At 69.1% G+C, this 18,413-nt stretch carries 14 protein-coding genes; all 14 read right to left on the reverse strand.

The window, feature by feature from the left end; genetic code table 11:
• Positions 1–19 precede the first annotated feature (19 nt).
• The gene (tagH, locus tag ASC87_RS16305; RefSeq protein ID WP_056664093.1) at positions 20–2,077 is read right to left on the reverse strand and encodes a type VI secretion system-associated FHA domain protein TagH; all 2,058 of its coding nucleotides are present in this window, start codon (positions 2,075–2,077) and stop codon (positions 20–22) included.
• A gap of 130 nt (positions 2,078–2,207) precedes the next feature.
• Positions 2,208–2,381 (reverse strand): hypothetical protein, encoded by a 174-nt coding sequence (locus tag ASC87_RS16310; RefSeq protein ID WP_157604083.1) that lies wholly within the window; start codon positions 2,379–2,381, stop codon positions 2,208–2,210.
• A 13-nt stretch (positions 2,382–2,394) separates the two neighbouring features.
• A complete protein-coding gene (locus ASC87_RS16315; RefSeq protein WP_056664099.1) occupies positions 2,395–3,666 on the reverse strand; it encodes a TIGR02270 family protein in 1,272 nt (423 codons plus the stop codon).
• Positions 3,667–3,682: 16 nt separating this feature from the next.
• Complete coding sequence (locus tag ASC87_RS32455) at positions 3,683–4,591, reverse strand: hypothetical protein (RefSeq protein ID WP_200954373.1); 909 nt, start codon at positions 4,589–4,591, stop codon at positions 3,683–3,685.
• A gap of 8 nt (positions 4,592–4,599) precedes the next feature.
• Positions 4,600–5,925 carry a PAAR-like domain-containing protein gene (locus tag ASC87_RS33615; RefSeq protein ID WP_056664106.1) on the reverse strand — a complete coding sequence of 442 codons (1,326 nt, stop codon included), beginning with the start codon at positions 5,923–5,925 and terminating at the stop codon, positions 4,600–4,602.
• On the reverse strand, positions 5,922–6,953 hold the full coding sequence (locus tag ASC87_RS16330; RefSeq protein ID WP_056664109.1) for a 3-oxoacyl-ACP synthase: 1,032 nt from the start codon (positions 6,951–6,953) through the stop codon (positions 5,922–5,924). Before ASC87_RS16330 ends, ASC87_RS33615 begins: the two co-directional genes overlap by 4 nt.
• Before the next feature lie 3 nt (positions 6,954–6,956).
• A complete protein-coding gene (locus ASC87_RS16335) occupies positions 6,957–8,078 on the reverse strand; it encodes a DUF2169 domain-containing protein (protein ID WP_056664112.1) in 1,122 nt (373 codons plus the stop codon).
• Between the two features lie 11 nt (positions 8,079–8,089).
• Complete coding sequence (locus ASC87_RS16340) at positions 8,090–8,617, reverse strand: DUF6484 domain-containing protein (RefSeq protein WP_235582189.1); 528 nt, start codon at positions 8,615–8,617, stop codon at positions 8,090–8,092.
• Between the two features lie 25 nt (positions 8,618–8,642).
• Positions 8,643–10,847, reverse strand: coding sequence for a type VI secretion system Vgr family protein (locus ASC87_RS16345; protein ID WP_056664115.1), 2,205 nt, complete (start codon positions 10,845–10,847; stop codon positions 8,643–8,645).
• A gap of 87 nt (positions 10,848–10,934) precedes the next feature.
• Positions 10,935–11,399, reverse strand: coding sequence for a hypothetical protein (locus ASC87_RS16350; protein ID WP_056664119.1), 465 nt, complete (start codon positions 11,397–11,399; stop codon positions 10,935–10,937).
• 24 nt (positions 11,400–11,423) lie between these two features.
• Entirely contained in the window at positions 11,424–12,773 is a 1,350-nt protein-coding gene (locus ASC87_RS16355) for a tetratricopeptide repeat protein (RefSeq protein WP_056664120.1), read from the reverse strand.
• A gap of 3 nt (positions 12,774–12,776) precedes the next feature.
• Complete coding sequence (gene tssH / locus ASC87_RS16360) at positions 12,777–15,464, reverse strand: type VI secretion system ATPase TssH (protein WP_056664123.1); 2,688 nt, start codon at positions 15,462–15,464, stop codon at positions 12,777–12,779.
• Positions 15,457–16,527 carry a type VI secretion system baseplate subunit TssG gene (gene tssG, locus ASC87_RS16365; RefSeq protein ID WP_056664126.1) on the reverse strand — a complete coding sequence of 357 codons (1,071 nt, stop codon included), beginning with the start codon at positions 16,525–16,527 and terminating at the stop codon, positions 15,457–15,459. Before tssG ends, tssH begins: the two co-directional genes overlap by 8 nt.
• 5 nt (positions 16,528–16,532) lie before the next feature.
• On the reverse strand, positions 16,533–18,398 hold the full coding sequence (tssF, locus tag ASC87_RS16370) for a type VI secretion system baseplate subunit TssF (RefSeq protein WP_056664129.1): 1,866 nt from the start codon (positions 18,396–18,398) through the stop codon (positions 16,533–16,535).
• Between the last annotated feature and the right edge of the window lie 15 nt (positions 18,399–18,413).

Raw genomic sequence — 18,413 nt, forward strand, 5'->3', positions numbered from 1 at the left:
GTGACGGTCATGGGGTGATTCACACGTCCGGGTGGCGGGCGCTGTCGAGCCGGTCGAGCTGGTCTTCGTAGGCACGGATGAAGGCCTTGCCGAAGAGTTCGTGGAAGTCTTCTTCCGCGTCGCCCTGGATGCGCTTGAAATGCTGCAGGTACAGCTCCCAGAGCTTGGCACGCCGGTTCATCGGGAGCAGGGTGTCCATCATGCCGCCACCGCCGAGCTTGGATTCGAGCTGCCCGGGTTCGAAGCGCGCCAGCACGCCGGAGAGTGCTGCGCGCATGCCGGCCATGGTGCCGATGGCATGGCCCAGCAGGTCGTCCATGACGTCGTTGACCGCCTGCGGACCCACCATGAACCCGCGCATGGGTGGTTGCAGCAGCTGCTCGATGGCTGCACCGGCATCGGGCGAGAACTTCAGCGGGTTGTTGTTGCGCGACTGGATGGTGGTGACCTGTGCGCGCAGTTCCTGCTTCGCGGCGGCACGCACGGCCACGAGCTTGAGCGTGCCGTCCACGGAGTGGCGCATCACCTGGCCGATCACCCGCATCAGGTCGGGGTTCAGGCCCTGGGGCAGCGTCATGTTGATGCCGGCGCCTTCGCAGAAGGCAGCCCACAGCGCGTCGTTGGACGCGTTGCTGCCGGTGGCCGTGGGGGTCGCCTGGGCCACCGGGGCCGGCGGCCGCACGGGGGGGACGGGGGTGGATGCCGGTGCGGGCGGGCGTGTGCTGGGCATGCGCGCATGCGCCGGCGGGGTGGGCGCCACCAGCGGCGTCAGCGGCATGGGGGCGGACACCTCCGGATCGCCGTCGTCACCCGGCAGCGGCCGCGACACCCGCATGGCCGGCATGGTGGTTTCGGCCAATTCGGGCGGGAACGGTGGCAGGCGCGGCGGCGCGGCGGCGGCGGGCGACGACACCGGGCGCGGGGCGGGCGCGGTGGCCACGGGTGGGCGTGGCGGTGGCGGAGGGGGGACCTGGGGCCGGCCGGCCGGGCGCATGCCAGGGACGGTGACTGGGTCTTTCTGCACCGCCGGGGGCGTGTAGGCGCCACGCAGCTCGGGGGTGTGGTTGAAGTCGGACGGCCGGTTGGAGGCGGGCGGGGTGGGCGCGCCGAACATGGCGAGCGGGTCCTGCGACGGCTGCGGGTCGCGGCCGCCGCCGAGACCGGCGCCGGGGGCCATGAAGTCGGCCAGCGGGTCCTTGCCGGGGGCGGGCGACTTGCCCAGGCCGAACATGTCGTCGAGGCTGGACGAAGGGGTGGGCGCGGCGCTGCCGAACAGGTCGCCGAACGCCGAGTCGGGCAGCTTGCCGGCCGCCGGGGCCGGGGTGCCGGCCATGAAGTCACCGAGGTCGGTGGCCTGGGCGCCCTTGGGCGGCGCCAGGTCGGCGAACGGGTCGAAGTCGTCGGGCAGGTGGGCCGGACCCTGGGGTGGCGCAGCGGGCACGGGGGCGGCGGCGCGGGAAGACGAGGCTGGCGCGGGGGCTGGTGCGGGGATGGGCGCCGGCTTGGGCGTGGGGCTGCCGAACAGGTCGGCGAAGGGGTCGTTGGACGGCGCGGCCGGGGCCGGGCTGCCGAACAGGTCTGCGAACGGGTCCGCACCTGCCGGTGCGGCCGGGGTGGCCGCTGCGGGCGCAGGCGCGGGGGCCGGAGGCATGGCTGGCCGCGGCAGGATGCGCGACTGCGGCGGGTTGGTGCGCGATTCCCCGGCCGACGAGCGGATCACCGTGCGGCCGTCCACCGCCACGGGGCGGATCTGCGACGGCACGTTGAACGACACCCGCATCGCGTACGCGCCCACCACCAGTTCGTCACCTTCGGTGATGGCCGAGCCTTCACCGGGCGCGATGGGGCGGCCGTTCACCAGGATGGCGTTGGCGCTGCCCACGTTGCGGATGGAAAACGAGCCGTTGCTGAACCACACCTCGGCGTGCAGCCGGGAGATGTGTCGCTCCGGGTCGGGCAGCGCGAGCGTGTTGGTGTCCGAGCGCCCGATGGTGCCCCCCCGTTCGTCGAAACGTCCGGTGATGGGCTGCGACAAGGGCTCATTTTTGAGGGTGTGAGCTTGGATCACCAGGTTCATGAAAGGCTCCGAATGCCGGGGTGTCGCCGATCTACAGCGTCGGACCCACCCGAGCTTCGTTTATCCCCGTTACGGGGCGCCGTGGCAATCAACGAAAGTCATACCGCGCCGCGACAGCGGGGGCAATCTCTCAGGCCGGATGCAGGTGAAGCCACACCGCCACGGCGGAAAAAACCGTGCCCACGATCAGCCAGGTGCGGCCCTGGGGGTGCCAGGCGCGTGCCGCCAGGCAGCGGCCGGCGCCCAGCAGCAGGAAGGCGGGTCCGAGCAGGGCGAAGAGGGTGGGGACGTGGATGTCGGGCATGGTGACCATCCGTTCACTGTGCGGTGGCCAGCAGCCTCTGCTGCCGGTGCGACGGCGCCGCGGTGTTGAAGCGGCGGCTGCCTGATTGCAGCATCATCAGGTGATCCGCGGCAAGCACGCGTTGGCGCTGCATGCCGGTGGACAGCACGGCCGTGGCCTGTGCGGGTGACAGCGCCTGCCCCACGAAGTGGCGGGTGCCCGCCGCGAAGCGCGTCGCGTTGACCTGCCACCACGCGGTGAGCCGTTCGGTGTCCGGCCACGGCAGGCTCTCGTCTTCGTCGAGCGACACGTCGTCGTCGGCCGGATCGTCGTTCGGACCCGAGGCAGGGCCGGCGGGTGCAGCACCTTCGAGGTCCAGCGCCGCGAGGTCCGCGCCGGTGATCAGCGACAGCGCTTCGCCGGCCACGCGGGCGAGCGTGGGCGTGGCCGCCTGCTTGAGCAGCCACGGCACGTAGAACGGGTCGCCGGACCAGCCGGCGCCGCGCACGCGCAGGCGTTCGCCAACGGGGTCGGCGGGCAAGGCCTTCAGCAGGCCATGCACGTCGCCAGGCGCGGTGACCAGCAACGAGGTGGTGAGGGCGCCGACCCGGTGCGGGCCTGCGGCGAGAGCGAGCCCGCGCAGGGTGGCAGGCGCTGCGTCGCGGTCGCCCAGCCGAGCGGCGGCCCGCGCGGCCTCGAAACGCACGGCGTCGTCGGGGTCGGTCAGCGCACGCAACGCGGCCGGGAGCAGGTCGACGCGGCCGAGTTCGCCCGAGGCCCGCCAGGCCATGGCCCGAAGGGCCGTGTCGGTTTCATCACAAGCGGCGGTGAGCGCCGGGCCGGGATCCACCTGGTGGGCCGCGCAGGCCTGGAGGCCGATGGCGCGTCGCAGCGGGCTGGGTGAATCGAGCAGGCCCTTGGTGACCCCGCGCAAGTGCTGGGAAGACACCCAACCGAAGGCCGAAACCAGGGCCGGCGCAGTATCGGACACCGCTTCGGCCAGGGCGAACAGCCGTTCGAGGCGGGCCGTGTCGCGCGCCTGGAGGGCGAGCACGGTGGCCACGAACAACTCGCCGCCACCGAAGGGCGCCACCAGCGTCGCGTCGCTCGCCCGGAGGCCCGCCTCGCCCGCGATGGCCAGCCCATCGAGGTGGGCGATCAGCCGTTCGTCGAGGCGCGCGAGCTGGTGGAGGCGGGCATGCGGGGCATCGAGCAACACCTGGCGGGTGCCGTGGAGGTGCATCGCCACCTCCAGGTGCTGGTCGATGACGGGCGCGACGGCCGGCCGGGGTGAGGGTGGGTTCATGGGCGGAGCGACGGGATCAGGCAATGCGTTCCCACTCGTCGCCATCGAACTGCAGGATGTCGTCGGAGCCGACCGTCCACAGGATGCCGTCGCGCGCGTCCAGGTGGAAGAAGGTGGAGGGGGCGTCATCGTCGAACTGCACCGGCTGAAGCGTGTCGCCTTCGAGCGTGAAGAGGCCGTGGTGCGAAGAGATCCAGAGGCGATCGCCGAACCACTCCAGGTCCCAGTAGTCGAGGTCGTAGGCATCGGCGGCCACCAGGGACCACTGGCCGTGGCGGCCCTTGAGCAGGGTGCCTCTCAGGCCGCACGCGTAGACGAATCCGTCCGGGGCGCAGTAGACCCGGTTGAGGATGATGTTCGTGGGACTCTCTTCCTGGTGCCAGTCGCGGCCGTCGAAGTGCCAGATCTCGCCGTGCCAACCCACGGCGTACAGGTCGTCGGGCCCGAAGCCGTGGATGGATTCGAAGCCGAGGACGATGTCGGGGCCCGGGCGCGACGGCAAGTCGCCGTGGATGGGGGTCCACTGGTCCAAGTCGTCGCGACGGAAGACCTTGCGGTCCATGGCGCAGGCGTAGGCGACGCCGGCGATGGAACGCACTTCGCGGAACCGCAGGTTCTCGGGGACGACCCGGCTCTCGAGATCGTCCTGGGAACCGTAGACGCGCACCTGACCGTATTCGCCCAGTGCCACCATTTGCGGCTTGGGATACTCGGTGGCACACACCGAGACGCAGTTCCAGCGCACGGGATGCTCGATCAGACCGAAGACCGAGGTGTCATGGTCATAGAAAACCGCGAAGGGCAACCCCTTGTCCTGCATGTCGGGCGCGAACGTACTCACGTAGACAATGTCCCGTTGGCGGATCGCCGCGAACGAGAGTTTGAGACGATGGTCGAGAGGCGTGTCTGGAGGTCTGTTTTTCATGGTGTTCTTCAGCGATTACTTGAACGATTCTTGGCCAGTTGCTCGGCTTCAGCGGCTCTTTGATCCAGATCCTTCCAGGCATTCTTGGCCGTCTCGTCATCCAACTTGCCACTCGGCGACGCCGGAATCTTCTCGCCCGGCTTGACCCCCACCCCCTCCTGCTCGTGGTAGGCCTTCAGCTGTGCCGAGATGCAGCCCGGGCTGCAATCAGAGTTGGGAAACACCATCTTCGTGGCCTGGCCGGCGGTGTCGGTGGCCTGCTTCAGCGTCCACTCGCCTTTGACGGCGATCTTCTCGGCCCGCACGCCCTGGTAGGTGTGCATCAGGCCGTGGCTGGCGGCGGTGTTGTTCTGGCCTTCTGCGCAAATGCACGGCGCCTTGTTGATGTCGTACTTGGAGTTCTTGAACTGCTCGCGCGGGACATCACCCTTGCCCCGCGTGCCGGGCTCGAGGAAAGCGGACGCTTCGATGAGGTGGTGCCCGGTCTGTCCTTCGCAGCACTGCTGCTGCTTGTCCTTCGACTTGAACGGCACCAGCATGCACCGGCGCGCACGGGCGCACTTGTAGGCGTCGGACTCGGTGGCCTTGGCCATGTCCTCGAAGTACTTCTTGTGATCCGCCTTGAACTGCTCGTATTCGGGCGTGGCCTTGTAGACCTTCTCCCGGATCGATTCGAGTTCCTTCTGCTGGGCGGAACTGCGCTTGGCCTTCTTGATGGCCGCCAGCGCGTCCATCTTCGTGGCCTGGTCGGCCGCCATGCTGGTGGCCGTGGAGGCGGGTGGCTTGGGCGGCGAGTAGGGCGGGCAGGCGGGCTTGTTGCCCTTGGGCTTGCACCCTTCGCAGGCCTTTTCTTCCCGGTCCTTGTCGGGCCCGCACAGTGCGCCGATGCCCGGCATCGCCACCTCGTCCAGGTACGGCCACGGACCGGTGTTGCCGGGGTTGGACCCATGGTTGTGCGTGGTGAGGTCCATCATGCGGACCACGTTCTCGCCCTCGATCTTCACGTCCATGGACCAGGCCGTGAAAAACACCTTGCCCATGTTGCGGCTGGTGATCACGCCCTTCTTGGGCGCACACCCCGCCTCGTCGCCCATGCTGCGCTTGAAGTACGACTTGTCCTTGAGCATGACCTCCTTGCCGGAGATCTTCACGCTCGTGGAACCGTTGGACGTGTCGCTGGCCATGCCCGTGTTGGGATACGGGATGGGCACGCCCGGCGGCGTGGCCGGCGTCAGCGGCGGCGTGAAGCACACGTCGGGGAAGGCGCAGATGGACTTGCCGGCGGCGGACTTGCACGACACCTCGCGGTTGTTGGCGAACACCTGGTTGGTCATGCGGGGTGCCTCGCGAACTGCAACACGGCGGCCGCACGCCGGCCGCTGTCGTTGGCCCAGTGGGCGATGAAGTCCGGTCCGGGCGCGTAGCCCTTGCGGCAGGCGGCGTCGGCCACCGCGAGCATGGCCAAGCCGCTGGCCGCACCGGTTTCGCCGGTGGATTCCGCCGGATGCCAGAGCTCGAACTCGGGTGTCAGCTGGCGCAGGGTGCGGCCCAGGGCAAGCGCCGATTCCTTGAAGTAGTACTGCTCGCCGGACAGGTCGGTCATGCGGAACTGCAACTCGTGCATCTGCCGGCCTGCGTCGTCGAGCGCCAGCTCGATCGCGGCGGCCAGGCCGTTGCCGCGCAGCGGCAGGTCGGCGTCGAGGTGGGCCGGCTCGATGCCGAAGCCGACGCCCGTGCAGCGCAGTTCCGCATGCGCGCTGGGCGCGCCCAGCAACACGGCGCCCGCGGCTTCGCCCGGCATGAAGCCGTTGCTGTTGATGGGCGTGAGCAGGCGGTCGGCCTTCAGGTAGACGGACAGGGTGGGCCAGCTCAAGAGGCTGTCGACCCCGGCCACGACCACCTGCGTCACCAGCGGGTCGGCGAGCAACTGCCGGGCCGTGGCCAGCGCGATGGGCGTGGCAACGCGGCCATGGGCGACGATGGCTGAGCGGTCGGAGAATTGCGCGCCCAGCAGCCGTTCCACTTCGGCGAACAGCCGGTCGTCGAGACCCCCCTGGCGGCCCGGGCGGTCGTGCTCGGCCACACACAGCAACACCGGGATCTGCGGCCACTGGTCGCGTGGCACGTCCACCAGGCATTCGTCGATGGCCAATGCGGCCAGGCGGGCGAGCTTGGCGAGGCCGCTCCAGGACTCGCCGAGTGGCACCGCGTGGGCCATCAGCCAGGCGCCTTCGTCGTCGACGAAACGCGTTTCGGTGGGGTTCGTGAGCTTGGCGCGGATGGCCGCGCAGGAGGATGGCGCGTCGAGGCCCACGCTCGTGATCAGCGCGGTGCGCCGGATGGCCAGGGGAGATGCGGTCATCGGTCAGGCGGTCGTGGGGGTGGGACGTTCCATCGGCACCATCACGACGGGGATCGGGAAGGTGACCTTGTCCCGCAGCTGCCACCAGTCGCGGCCCTTCTTGCCCACCAGCACCTGGGCGATCTCGAAGAGGCTCTTGCGCAACGGGCGCACCGCGCGCCACGTGAGCGTGAAGCGGCGCAGGTCGGGTTCGATCACCACGGTGTCGAGCACGGCGGTCAGTTCCTCGCGGTCACCGCGCTTGGGGAACACCGTCACGGGCGCCACCAGCGACGGGATCGTGAACTGGGTATGGCCCTCGGGCGTGAGGTTCGACAGCGTCACCTCCATCGGACCGCGGGAGAAGAAGTCGAGCGGCACTTGTTGGTCTTCCGGTGCGGCCTGGTGGTAGCGGGCATCGAAGTCGGGCGGGAGGAACGGGAAGTGCTGCTCGCGCCAGGCGTCGTCGTAGGTGCCCGCAAGGGCTGCCCGCGGCGACCAGCCACGGCCGAGCGGGCCGAAGGCCATGGGGCGGTAGTCGCCATCGGTGTCGGACACCGGGCGCCCGATTTCCTCCGTGAGCGGCAACGGCTTGCCGTCCACCCACTCCTTGCGCAGGTGCTTGTGGAAGCCGCGGCCCACCGGGTTGCCCAGGAACGCGGCGTGTTGTGCGGGGTCGTCGTGGCGCGTGTCGACACCACCGTACGCCACGTCGTAGCTGATGGGTTGCACGACAAACGGCTCCGGCGCGGTGGCACGCAGCGTGGCCACGCCGCAGTCCCACCGCCGTGGGCCCACCACCGACAACGCCTTCAGCCAGTCACCGATGCGCACGCCCACGTCCACGCGGGCCGCGGGCTGCCCTTGCGGCGCGTGGGCACTGCCCACCAGCAGGATGTCGCAGCGCGTCTTGCGGGGGGCGAAGTCGACCTCGTGCACCGGTGCCGAGAACCCCGGTGCGCCAGTGAAGGTGTCGGCCATCACCAATGGCGCCTGCACGTCGTGCAGCGCGAAATGCCCGGCCGGCTCACCGTCGACGGGAAAGCGGAAGGTGCCCTTGATCACGACCACCAGGCTCTCGCGCCCACTCGGCTCCACGCCGAGGTTGTAGCCCGCGATCATGCGGGTGGCATTGAGCAGTTCCATCGGACCGGCGCTCAGTTCAACTGCACCGAGCCACCCTGCAGGCGGTTCACCCCGGTGGACCGGCTCGACACGTAGGTGCCCTGGATCATCACCTTGCCCGCCTTGGTCAGCGTGATGCTGGCCTTGCCACACTGCAGCACGAGCTGGTCGGTGGCGCGCACGATGAGGCGTTCGCCGTCGGCATCCACCTGCACCTGGCCCGGGCCCGCGGCCGGGGCGGCCGGCGTCTCGCGCAGCACGCCCATCACGATGGGGCGTTCGGCGTCGCCACCTTCGAACTGCAGCACCACCGACCGGCCCACGTGGCTGCCCTGCAGGTCGAGCACCGCGCGGGCGCGCAGTGCGGCGGTGCCGGGCTGGCCGGCGTACCGCACGAGCGGGGTGTGGCCGTCGTCGGCGAGGGCGATCAACTCGCCCACCACCACCTCGGGCAAGGCCGGGGCGGTGGGGCGCAGCGGCCGCGACGCGAGCAGCGGGGTCAATGGATCGTCGGTTGCCGGCAGGTCGCGGGCGGTGTCGAGGGTGTCTCTGCGTCCCATGGTGTTCACCTTTGTTCTGTTCTGTTCAGTTCTGCAGGATCTTGGAACCCTTCATCACGATGTCCTTGCTGGCCTTGACGTTGATCTTGCCCGAGCCGTCGATCGTGATGTTCTTGCCCTTGATGAAGATCGTGCCGTCCTTTTTCATCGTGATGACGGCGTCGCCGGTCTTCAGCGTAATGGAGTCGCCGGCCGAGATCACCAGGTCCTTGCCGACCGTGAGCGTGTCGTTGTCGCCCACGCTGGCCGTGCGGTTCTTGCCCACCGTGGTGCCCTGGTTGGCACCCACCTCGATGGTGCGGTTCTTGCCGATGCTGTTGCTCTGGTTCACCCCCACCGAGGTGGATTGGTTGATGCCCACCGTGATGGATTGCATCGCGCCGATGGCCACTTCCTGGGCCGCACCGATGGCAATGGTTTCGTTGATGCCCACCGCGTGGGTGCGTTGCAGCGCCACCGTGGCGGTTTCACTGGCCAGCACGGAGATCGTGCGGTTGGCGCCGATGGTGATGGTTTCGTTCGCCCCGACCGTCTCGGTGCGGTTGATGCCGATGCCGATCACCTCGTGGCTGCCCACGGTCTCGGTGCGGTTGACACCGATGGTGATGGTCTCGTTGTTGCCCACCGTCTCGGTGCGGTCGTGCTTGACGAGCGTGGTCTCGTCGTGGTCGATGGTCTTCTTGCGGTCGTGGCCCACCCAGTGCGACTCGTCGTTCTCGACCTCGATGCGCTGGTCCTTCTCGGCGTGGATCCACACTTCCTCGGCCCCCTTCTTGTCCTCGAAGCGGATGGCGTTGGCGTTGTCGTACGCGCCGCCCTTCGACGAGCGCGTGAGGATGCCGGTCTGCGTGGCGTTGGCGGGCAGGTCCCACGGGGGCATCTGCTCGGCGTTGTAGACACGGCCGGTGATGAGCGGCTGGTCCGGGTCACCCTCGAGGAAGCTGACGATCACCTCCTGGCCGATGCGGGGGATGTGGATGGACCCGAAGCTCTTGCCCGCCCACGGGTGGGAAACCCGAACCCAGCATGAACTCTTGTCGTCGTTCTTGCCGTAGCGGTCCCAGTGGAACTGCACCTTCACGCGGCCGTACTTGTCGGTGTAGATCTCGTCGCCGGACGGGCCCACCACCACGGCCGACTGCGGCCCCTGCACGAACGGCACGCGCGTGGTGCGCGCAGGCCGGAACTGCTGGGCCACGGGCATCGCGGTGAACGTGCTGCGGTAGTCGCCGTCCGGGTGCCCCGACTCGATGCCGCCGATGGTGGCGTGCACGGTGGTGCCCACGACCAGGAACTCGGCGTTCTGGTCGGTGCGCGGGTGGCGGTCGAGCTTGAACCGGTGGCCCACGCCAAGCCGGTGGCAGTTGGACGCGGCGCTCAGCTGGTGGTGGCGAGCCTGGTGTTCGTCGAGGCGGTCGTCCACGAGCTGCTTGCCGTCGCCCTTGATGATGTAGTCGCCCTGGTAGTCGAAACGCTCGAATGCCTCCTGGGCGTGTTTGCGGGTGAGGTTGGCATCCACCATCAGGTCCACCGACGGGCGCTCGAAGTCATAGCTCTGCAGCACCGATTTGCCCGTGCGCACCTCGCGCGACATGGTCCAGTCGGACACGTATTCCAGGTCGGGCGGTGCCGAGTCGATGTTCTCGAAGTAGGGCAGCGTGGCCTCGCCGGTGATGGGTTCGTGGGCGCTCGACGAGTCCACGAGCACCATCACGTGCTTGCTGGCGGTGTGCTCGAAGTACCAGTAGATGCCTTCGTGCTCGAGCAGGCGGGTGATGAAGGTCAGGTCGCTCTCGCGGTACTGCACGCAGTAGGTGCGCTTGCGGTACGAGCGGAACAGGCGGAAGTCGAAATCGGAGAATCCGTTGTCGTCGAACACCTGCTTGACGATGGCGGGGACGTCCAGGTCCTGGTAGATGCGGCAGTCGGCCGTGCGGGTGAGGAACCAGGGCCAGGGGCGCACCACGGCCTGGTAGCCGAAGTGCCGGCCACGGCTGCGGCCAATGCCGAAGCGGGTGACGTATCCGTTGAAGTGCTGCTGCTCGTCGTTGTCGCGGCTGATCGACACGGTGATGGGTTTGCCCAGCAGGTCTTCGGGCGACAGATCGCCCGACTCGCTGAGCAGGCGCAGTTCCATCTCCCCGAGCTGGCTCAGGCCGGCGGTGAAATCGATGGATTCCACACGCAGTTCGGTCGAAAGGGGCGACGTGACCGTGATCTGTTTGTTCATGGCGGGCTTTGCGGGCTGCGGGGACACTCCTCCTGCACGTTAGGAGGGCGGGGGCGTGCGGGCAAGCGACGAAAGTCACCGCCCCGGTCAGTCGTCGTCGTCGTCGTCCGGATCGAACGGCATCGACAGGGACAGCCGCAGGATGCTGCCGCGGCCTGGCGCGTAGTCGGCGGTCATCGTGTGGGACTGGTAGTCCCACGCGTCGCGGTTCAGCTCGTCGCTCATGTGCATGGGCGGCCCCACCTTCTTGCGGGCGTCCTTGCGTGGATCGGCAAAGGCCAGGCCGAAGGGCAAGGCGCCGGCAAAGGGTTTGGCGCCGCCCTGGGCCTGGCCCTGCAGCACCACGCGGACCAGCTCCTGCCCATGCCGGGGGTCGCCGTCGGCGGGGGCGAACTCGAGCGTGACGCCCAGTTGGCGCACCTCGACGCGCGACCCGGTGTCGCCACGGCCGCCCTTGGGCGGCTTCCTGGCGCCCAGCCGGGTGAGCAGGCGCTGGATGTCGGGGTGGTCGTCGGCCTTGCCGAGGCAGGCGATGAGGTCGTCGGCGGTCATCGATTCAGGGGAAGAGAGGGAACATCAAGGGCGACGTGCGGCCACCAGCCAGCCCGCCACCGGCTTGCCGGCTTCCATGCGCAGTTCGACGGGTTCGAGCGCCTCGGTGTGCAGCGCAGCGGCCGCCAGGGAGGCCGCCACGTGGGCTCGCCGGTGGGCATAGCGGCCGTGGGGTTGCAGATGATACGGGGCGTCGCCGCCGTCGCCCAACGCTTCCACGGTGAACACGAGCAGGCCACCGGGCCGCAGCGCGCCGTGGGCGGCGGCCATCGCCGGGCCCAGTTCGCCGAAATAGCACAGCGTGTCGGCGCACACCAGGGCGTCCTGCGAGCCGGGGTGATCGAGCAGGTAGGCGACCAGCTCGGCGTGTTGCAACTTGTCGTACACGCGGCGGCGGTCCGCTTTCTCCAGCATGCCGCTGGACAGGTCGCAACCGGTGAGGGTGCGGGACCAGTCGCGCACCAGCGGGCCGCACAGGCCGGTGCCACAACCGAGGTCGAGCACGTCGAACTGGCGCGCAGGCGGTGGGAGCAACCGGGTCAGCAGGTCGGCCACGAGCTGGGGCGCGCGGTAACCGAGCGCCGACAGGTTGGCATCGAACGTGGCCGCGAAGGCATCGAACGTGCGCTCGACGTAGTCGTCGCTGGCCCGTTCCGGCACGGTGCCGCCGGAACACGCGGCGAGGTGGTGCAGGATCACGGGGTTGTCGGGGTCGGTGGCGAGCCAGTCGCGGTAGAGCTGCGCGGCTTCGTCCAGGCGGCCGAGGTGCACCAGGGCGCGTGGCACGGCGTTGCGCGCCTGCAGGTGTTTCGGCCACAGCACGATGGCGCGGCTGTTGGCCGTCAGGCCTTCGTCCACCTTGCCCTGTTCCAGCAGCGTGAGCGACAGGTTGTACCAGGCCTGGGCGAACTCGGGATCGATCTCGACCGCGCGACGGCACAGGGCTTCCGACCCGGCATGGTCACCTTCGCGCCGCAGGATGGTGGCGAGGTTGTTCATCGCGTTGATGAACTCCGGGTGCCGGGCGAGGGCTTCCCGGTAGGTCGCCTTCGCCTCGTCGAAGCGTTGTGCCTCGGTGAGCACGTTGCCCAGGTTGTTCCAGACGCCGACCGCGCCGGGATTGACGGCGAGGGCCTGGCGGATGAGGGCGATGCCTTCGTCGGAGTGCCCCTGGTTGTGCCGTGCGATGCCGAGGAAGTGCAGCCCGTCCGGCTGGTCGGGCCACTTGCGCAGCACGGCGCGGAGTTCTCGCTCCGCGGCCTCGTGCTGGCCATCGCGCAGCAGCGCCACGGCGTACTGCAGCGCCTGGGTCCAGGCCAGCCGGGCTGCGCCGCTGGCCCCGCGTGGCGCCGCCTTGTTCGAACCGCGTGCCATCGGTCAGTCGAAGGCGTACGCGAAATCGCCCGCCTGCACGGTGAGCGCCACGCGGTTCAGCGGCTGGCCGGAGGCCAGGCGCGTGAGGTACTCGTGGCTGATGCGCGGCAGCACGGTGTTGGTCAGCAGCGCGTCGATCACGCGGCCACCACTTTCCACCTCGTTGCAGCGGCTCACCACGAGCTTGACCACGTCGTCATCGAACGTGAACGGCACACCGTGGTTGGCTTCCACGCGCTTCTTGATGCGGTTGAGCTGCAGCTTGACGATCTGCGCGAGCATGGCCTCGGACAGCGGGTAGTACGGGATGGTGACGATGCGGCCCAACAGTGCCGCCGGGAACACCTTGAGCAGCGGCTCGCGCAGCGCCTTCGCGATGGCATCGGGCTCGGGCATCAGCTCCGGGTCCTTGCACAGGTTCATGATCAGGTCGCTGCCGGCGTTGGACGTCAGCAGGATGATCGTGTTCTTGAAGTCGATCATGCGGCCTTCGCCGTCTTCCATCCAGCCCTTGTCGAACACCTGGAAGAACAGCTCGTGCACGTCGGGGTGGGCCTTTTCCACCTCGTCGAGCAGCACCACGCTGTACGGACGGCGGCGCACGGCTTCGGTCAGTACGCCGCCTTCACCGTAACCCACGTAGCCCGGGGGCGAACCCTTGAGCGTGGAGACGGTGTGCGCCTCCTGGTACTCGCTCATGTTGATGGTGATGACGTTCTGTTCACCACCATACAGTGCCTCGGCCAGCGCGAGCGCGGTCTCGGTCTTGCCCACGCCGGACGTGCCGGCCAGCATGAACACGCCGATGGGCTTGTTCGGGTTGTCGAGCTTCGCACGCGACGTCTGGATGCGGCGGGCGATCATCTCGAGCGCGTGCTTCTGGCCGATCACGCGTTCGTTCAGCGTGTCGGCCAGGCGCAGCACCGACTCCACCTCGTTCTTGACCATGCGGCCCACCGGGATGCCGGTCCAGTCCTGCACCACGGCGCCCACGGCGATTTCGTCCACCGACGGCAGGATCAGCGGGGTGTCACCCTGCAGGTGGTGAAGCTTCGTCTGCAGTTCGGCCAGGTCGGCCAGCAGGCGGGTGCGTTCCTCGGGCGAGAGCGTGGTCTCAGTGGCGGCATCCTTGCCGTCGGCCTTGTCACCGGCCTTGCGCAGCTTGCCGCGAAGGGCCAGCACCTGGTCCACCAGCACCTTCTCTTCCTGGAACCGGGCCTGCAGCTTCTCGAGCGACGCGTTGGCTTCCGCCAGGTGCTGGGCCACGCGGTCGTGGCGCACCTTCACGTCGATGCCGACGTCGGCTTCGCGGTCGATGATCTGCTGCTCGGTGGTGAGCGCCTCGATGCGGCGCTGCACGTCTTCCACCTCGGGCGGCGTGGCGTGCTGGCTGACGGCCACGCGGGCGCAGGCGGTGTCGAGCAGGCTCACGGCCTTGTCGGGCAGCTGGCGCGCGGGGATGTAGCGGTGCGACAGCTTCACGGCGGCCTCGATGGCCTCGTCGAGCAGCTGCACGCGGTGGTGTTTCTCGAGGATGGTGGCCACGCCGCGCAACATCAGCACGGCCTTTTCCTCGCTGGGTTCGGGCACCTGAACCACCTGGAAGCGGCGGGTGAGGGCCGGGTCCTTCTCGAAGTACTTCTTGTACTCGGCCCACGTGGTGGCCGCGATGGTGCGCAGCTTGCCGCGTGCCAGGGCCGGCTTGAGCAGGTTGGCCGCGTCACCCGTGCCGGCCGCGCCACCGGCGCCGATCAGCGTGTGGGCCTCGTCGATGAACAGGATGATGGGCTTGGCCGACGACTGCACCTCGTCGATCACCTGGCGCAGGCGGTTCTCGAACTCGCCCTTCATGCTGGCGCCGGCCTGCAGCAGCCCGATGTCGAGCATCATCAGCGACACGTCGCGCAGCTGCGGCGGCACGTCGCCGCGCGCGAGGCGCAGCGCAAAGCCTTCCACCACCGCCGTCTTGCCCACGCCGGCCTCGCCGGTCAGGATGGGGTTGTTCTGGCGCCGGCGCATCAGGATGTCGACGATCTGGCGGATCTCCTCGTCGCGCCCGGCGATGGGGTCGATCTCGCCGTTGCGGGCCTTCTCGGTCAGGTCCACGGCGTAGCGCTTGAGCGCTTCTTGCTTGCCCATCGCGGCCGGTGCGATGGCGTCGCTCGCCTCGCCCGGCTGGGCGGCGCCCGAGCCGTCGCTGGCGGCCTGGCCGTGTTCCGGGGAACCGGCGAGCAAGGCGGCGAAGTTTTCGGTCAGGTCGTCGAGCTTCACCCGCTCGAACTGCTTGCTGATGGCCAGCAGCGCGTTGCGCGACGATTGGGTTTTCAGCAACCCGATCAGCAGGTAGCCGGTGCGCACCTGCGAGTCCTTGAACATCAGCGAACCGTAGACCCACGCGCGTTCGACGGCGTTTTCGATGTGGCTCGACAGGTCGGTGATGGACGACGCGCCACGCGGCAGGCGGTCGAGCGAGTTCTGCAGGTCGGCCACGAGCACGGCGGCATCGATGCCGTAGTGCTTCACGATGCGGTGCAGGTCGGAGTCCTGGTTCTGCAGGATCTGGAACAACCAGTGCTGCAGTTCGACGTACGGGTTGCCGCGCAGCTTGCAGAAGACGGTGGCGCCTTCGATCGCCTTGTAGGCGAGCGGGTTGAGTTTGCCGAACAACGCGGTGCGACTGATTTCAGCCATGGTTTTCTCCCTGGGTGTTTGAGGGCACGCCGAGGCGTGCGGGATGCAGGCGAAGGTCGCCGCGGTCTGGGTGGGGGGTGGCGCGGCCGAGCCAGGTGGTGAGGCCGAGCCGGGCCTGGCGCTTCACGCCGAGGGGCGGCACCTCGTTGCCTTTCAGCACGAGGCGAACGTCCCACAGCATCTCGAACCCCACGAGCTGGCGCATCCAGTCGCGCAGTTCGATGAGAGACGGCTGGCCAGGCAGGAATTGGTTGTACTGGGCGAGGGTCAACGGGCCGACGTGCAGGCGCAGCTTGTACTGGCGGTCCCACACCTTGCCCCCGGCCACAGCGTTGACACCGAGCGCCGCGGAACGGCGGGCACCGGGGCTGCCGAGGCGGGTGCGGTCGCCGGCACGCAGCGTCATCCAGTGGCCCACGTACGACTCCACGCGGATGGGCACCTGGAAGTACTGGCGCAGCACCTTCTGGATGGATTCGGGGTTGCGCGTGGCACGGGCCAGGTGGCCTGCGGCAAATCGTTTTGCCCTGTCTGGCACGGTGTCGGCCGCACGCATCGACGCCGGGGCCTGGCCGAACAGGGCCGACACCCATTTGGCGAACTGGTCGTCATCGGGGCGGTCGGCCTGCACGGCCGGCTGGGCCTGGGCCCACGCGCGGTAGAACAGCAGCAGTGCGCGGTGGTGGAACACGTCGGCGAAGCGCGCGAACGTGGGGTCGGCGTGGTTGCGCAGGCGGTCGCGGGCGTACTCGGTCAAGTGCAGCGGCAGCGGGCCCATCGGGCCGAAGAGGCCGAAGAACCGCACACCGAGGCGCGGCCGGTCGAGGCTCGCGTTGAACGACATGATGGGCGCCGGCGCGAAATCGAGCTCCGGGTCCTGACCCAGCCGCAGCGGTTCGGCGCCGGGCCGCAGGGCCTTGCCCAGGCGCGGGTGCTGGGGCGACATGGCCTCCACCTCGCGCAACACGGCGAAGAAGTCGTGGTTCCAGGGCTCGGCCGCGAGCGCGTCGAACAGCCGGGCCTGGCGTTCGTGGCGGGCGCGGGCGACGTCCGGGGTGTCCATGGGGGTCACAGCACGGCCCGGGTGCCCACGCGCGGCCGGGTGCGCAGGATCTCGCCGCGCGAGGCCGAGCGCAGCACCGTCTCGACGAAGCTGTTGGCCGACGCGTGGCGCGCAAAAAACTGGTCGAGCACCGATCCCAGCAGGAAGGCGCTGGAGCCCAGGAACCCGAGCTCGTCGGCCACGAGCGTGATCTCGACGCCGCAGCCGAACGTGAGCGGCCCGGGAAACGGCAGGCGGCGCACCACCGACTGGGCGTGCAGCGACTGCACGCCGTCCACCTGCTTCGACCACGCCATGTCCTGCTCGGGCCCGTGCAGCGACAGCAGGCTGCGCAGCGCGGCCGCAGCACGTGCCGGGTCCTCGCCAGCGATGCTGAGGTAGTTCAGCGAGAGCAGGCTCACCATGGCCCAGCCCACGTCGCCGCGGGCGATGCGCTGCACCGGGCGGGTGGGGCCGCGCAGCGTGTCGATGCGGATGGTGGGGCCGGCCGCGTCCAGCGTCCACGCGGTGGCGGAGCCGGGCAGCAGCGTGGGCAGGTCGCGGTTGGTGGCGAGTGCCGTCAGCGACAGCTGGCGGATGTCGTCGCGGTAGGGCGCGTTGTTGGGGTCCACGAGCGACAGGAACAGCTCCTGGCCGATGTAGGCCGAACGCGGCCCCTCGAGCCGCTGGCGGCTCGACAGCAGGCGCGGTTCGCGGCGCACCGTGTAGTACGCGCCGTGGCTGCGGGACTCGTCGTGGAACGCGGTGTACAGCGGCAGGAACTTCTGCTCGGCCGCCTGGGCCGTGCCGAAGCCTGTGACGGACGCGATGGAGTGCACCTCGAAGTCCATCGGCCGGGTGCGGTCGGGCACCACGTGGTGTTCCCAGGCGCCGGTGCCCAGCTGGATGCGGTCGAGGCGTTTCGGGAACAGGTTGACGGCGGGGGTGCAGTAGAGCGCGAGGCTCTGGGCATCCACCAGCGATTCGAGCGACACGTCGGGTTTGCCGAACAGCACCACGACCTCGGCCTCGGTGCCATCGATCAGCGCGAACCGCCGCGCCAGGTCGGTGACGCTGAACTGCAGGAACCGCTGCGGCATGGCGGCGTACTCCTGCAGCAGCCGGTGGCCGCTGAAACCGCGCAGTGTCTCGGGCAACAGCGCTTCGTTGTCGCCATACCCCATGGGCTGGACCGAACCGGCATCGGCATAGGCCGACATGCTGGCCTTGTCACCCCCGCCCACCCATGTGCCGAGGCCGTTGCCGAGCACCAGCTCGTGCAGGCGGAATGCCACGTCGTCGGGTGCGGCGATGTGGAGAGGCAGGGTGTCGAGGCCGAGCTGGCGGAACTTGATGCCGCCGTGGGTCTTGAGCTTGATGCGCAGGCCGCCGCGGATCTGGCGGGCGCCGGGCAGGCGGGTGAGCGGCAGGTCGGGGGCGTGGGTGAAGTACTGGACGGCGTCGATGTCCACCGGCCACAGCGTGACGTCCTGCGATGTGCGGAACTCGCAGCGGGTGTTCTGGCCGCGCACCGCTTCGCTGGTGAGTGCGCTGTCGCGCGGGATCGTGAAGCCGCGGGCCAGGTTCGGGTCGAGCAGGTCGGGGCGCAGCCGCGCCATCATCATCGACGGCACGGGCGACAGGAAACCGGGGTACACCGTCTCCAGCATGTGCTGGATGAGGCGGGGGTGCTCGGCGTCGATCTTGAGTTGCACGCGGGCGGCGAGGAAGGCAAAGCCTTCGAGCAGCCGCTCGACGTAGGGGTCCGACACCTCCACGCCGTCCATCGACAGCCGCGCGGCGATCTTCGGGAATTCCTTCGCGAACTCGGCCCCCACCTCGCGCAGATGGGTGAGTTCGTCGTTGTACAGGCGCAGCAGGCTCGGGTCCATCGGGGCGGGGGCGGT

It is taken from the genome of Rhizobacter sp. Root1221, assembly GCF_001425785.1.
In the GTDB taxonomy this organism is placed as follows: domain Bacteria; phylum Pseudomonadota; class Gammaproteobacteria; order Burkholderiales; family Burkholderiaceae_C; genus Rhizobacter.